Annotated in this window: 2 protein-coding genes and 1 pseudogene; all 3 read right to left on the reverse strand. The window is 66.3% G+C overall.

Annotated elements, in window-relative coordinates:
- Positions 1–405 (reverse strand): annotated as a pseudogene (locus WAX14_RS02440) (IS3 family transposase); the annotation flags it as partial.
- Positions 378–833 carry a hypothetical protein gene (locus tag WAX14_RS02445; protein WP_422626505.1) on the reverse strand — a complete coding sequence of 152 codons (456 nt, stop codon included), beginning with the start codon at positions 831–833 and terminating at the stop codon, positions 378–380. The pseudogene WAX14_RS02440 and the gene WAX14_RS02445, both read right to left, overlap by 28 nt.
- A gap of 101 nt (positions 834–934) precedes the next feature.
- Complete coding sequence (locus WAX14_RS02450) at positions 935–2,581, reverse strand: purine-cytosine permease family protein (protein WP_422626506.1); 1,647 nt, start codon at positions 2,579–2,581, stop codon at positions 935–937.
- Positions 2,582–2,668: the final 87 nt, after the last annotated feature.

Raw genomic sequence — 2,668 nt, forward strand, 5'->3', positions numbered from 1 at the left:
ACTGACCGCCGGGCCGGGGCTGCCGCTGCGGCTGCGACCGCGGCGCCGGTCCCCGACCAGGTTCTGGGTGTGGGCCACCCGATAGAAACTGGACTGCGAACACTCCACCACACCCGCATCGAAGGACCGCCAATACAGTTGGCACACAGACAGATCCGTGTTCTCTTCGGCGAGGAGAACCTCGACGATGGCGTCCTTCTCGGAGGGCGACAACGCGGCCGGCTGCGGCCGATCCTTCTGAGGAACCGGATCGGGCACTGGCTGATAGTGCCGATACCCGCGGGCATCGCGGTAGTAACTGGCCCGTGGTATCCCCGTCAGCTCGCAGGCCTGCACGATCGAGACGCCAGCTGCGGCCAACTCGGTGATGGTGTCGGTCAGGACAGTTTTCTGCGCTCGAGCCACTGTGCGTACTCGCGTGCACTCATCAGCGACGGCGGGATCTGCGGGTTCTCCTCGGTCGAACTCTTGGTGATCCCCTGCAAGAGTTCGAATGCTTTTCCCAGAATGTCCTGGGCTGCCTCGGCCTGCGCGACTTTCTCGCGGAGGCGTTCGTTTTCCTTGCGGAGCTTGGCGAGTTCCGCGCGGTCTCGACTGTCCAATCGGTCCCTCGAGTTGTCTGCTGCGGTCACCATCGACTCCTGCAAGTCTCCCGAATCCCGGGCTTGGATCCAACGCCTGACAGTATTGCGGTCGAGTCTGTTCTCGCGGAGCAGGCGGGTCTTGGCGCCGCGTTCGAGGCACTGGTCCCACTGCCGCAGGAACTCGATCCGATAGGCCATGGGATAGGCGGGTTTGCCGGTGCGGGTCCGCCCGACGGGGATGTCGATCATCTGGGTGCTCCGATCCCCACGCTGGTTGCCGGGTGTCTCACGATCATCCTGGCAACCAGCGCCTACCGCGCGCGGCTGTCCTCCCCGTCGGCGGACCTACGTCACCTACCGGCGGGCACGTCGCCCGGGACCATCGGCAGACGTCCGGCTGCCTCCGCGTCCGCGGCGCGCAGGAACGACGCGGTGTTCGACGCGCACGCGAGGCAGATCGCCTCGTGACCGGCCGACGGGTCGCGGTCCATCTCGTAGGCGATGTAGGAATCGCCGCAACGATGGCACCGGACGCGGGCCTCCCACGGGTCGTCGACCTCGTCGCGCGGGTCGTGCGGACGGTCGAGTGCGAACCACGACGGCTTCGACATCGTCAGCGCCGCGCCGTACAACACCGCCGCGAGCACCGCGCTGAGCGGCGGCGCCCACACCGCGCCCGTCGCACCACCGAACGCCACCGTCAGGACTCCGACCAGCGACGACACCCCCCACGCGACCACCCCGGCCGGGTTGATCGCGGGCACCCGGCCCGGCCGGAACTCGACCGGCGGAACCTTGGTGCCGGGCCGCGCCGACAGGAGGATGTGGGTGAGGGCGATCGCCACCCAGCTCACGATGATCACACCCTGATAGCTGAGCGCCTGCAGGATCCACGACAGCACGTTCGTCAGCATCATCACGTACACGACGACCGCGACGACGGCCAGCCAGAACACCCGCGGCAACGTCAGGCCGAGGGCTCGGGCGAAGAAGTTCTGGGTGTTCGTCGACGCGAGATAGAAGTTGCCGGAATTGACGCGGGTTTGGCTGGCGACCACCCACAGCAGGCCCCAGAACCCCATCATCGACACGATCCCCAGGATCGCCGATTCCTCGGTCAGTGCCCCTTCGATGTCGATGGTGTGGGTGAGGAACATGCCGACCACGGCGTTGACGAGCAGGGTCACCACGTAGAACGGTGTCCCGAAGGTGACGCGCCCGTGGAAGGTCGCGTCCTCGGGCCGGCCGAAGCGAGCGAAATCCCAGGCCATCATCGTGACGACCCAGACGCCCATGTAGACGGTGTACGCGAACCACCATCCGGGCACACCGACGTCGGCGGCGTTGTCCGGCCGGTAGGTGAGCCAGTCGTTGCTGTACCCGTACTCAGCGATCGCCCAGACGACCGAGCCCACGAGCCCCAGTAGGTACAGGGGCAGCAGCACCCCGTTGATCTTGTCGAGCCACGTGGTCACCCCGCGCATCGCCAGCGGCGCCTGATACACCACGACGACCAACGCGCACACCGCGATCGGGATGCCCGGCCAGTACGCGTGCAGAGCGCTCGCGACGATCGCACCTTCCGCGACGACGTAGTAGGTGATGGTGATGCCGAACAGGGCGGCCGCGAACGCGGAGCCGGCCCGGCCGAACAGTGCCCGCGAGAACAGCGACACGCTCGTTCCCGTCCGCGCGGCGTAGCGGGACACGACCGAGTTGATCGCCCCGTAACTGATCGCCGACAACGCGATTCCGATGATGGTGTCGATGGTGCCCACGGCGAGGGTGACCGTGCTACCCACCACGACCCAGAACATCGCGCTCATGAGTCCGAACCACGCCATCGACACCGACAGGCGTCCGCTGCGCCACGACAACGGCACGATATGCAATGAGTAATCTTCTGCGGCAGCGCGTTCCAATACTTTCGGATCGTCCTGCATCGATACGACCAACGACGGGAGTTCGCTGGTCTTCACGTCCGGTGACACTGACATGGGATGTTCCTTCTTCGCTGGAGTTTCCTCTGGCGCCGTTGCCGTCCGGATGTCTGTGGTGACGGCGCTCGGGTACCCGCACAGCGC

The organism is Rhodococcus sp. (in: high G+C Gram-positive bacteria), assembly GCF_049299235.1.
GTDB lineage: Bacteria > Actinomycetota > Actinomycetes > Mycobacteriales > Mycobacteriaceae > Rhodococcus.

Coding starts and splice junctions, on each gene's coding strand:
- WAX14_RS02450 (WP_422626506.1), bottom strand. CDS start 2,581: ATGTCAGTGTCACCGGACGTGAAGACCAGCGAACTCCCGTCGTTGGTC.
- WAX14_RS02445 (WP_422626505.1), bottom strand. CDS start 833: ATGATCGACATCCCCGTCGGGCGGACCCGCACCGGCAAACCCGCCTAT.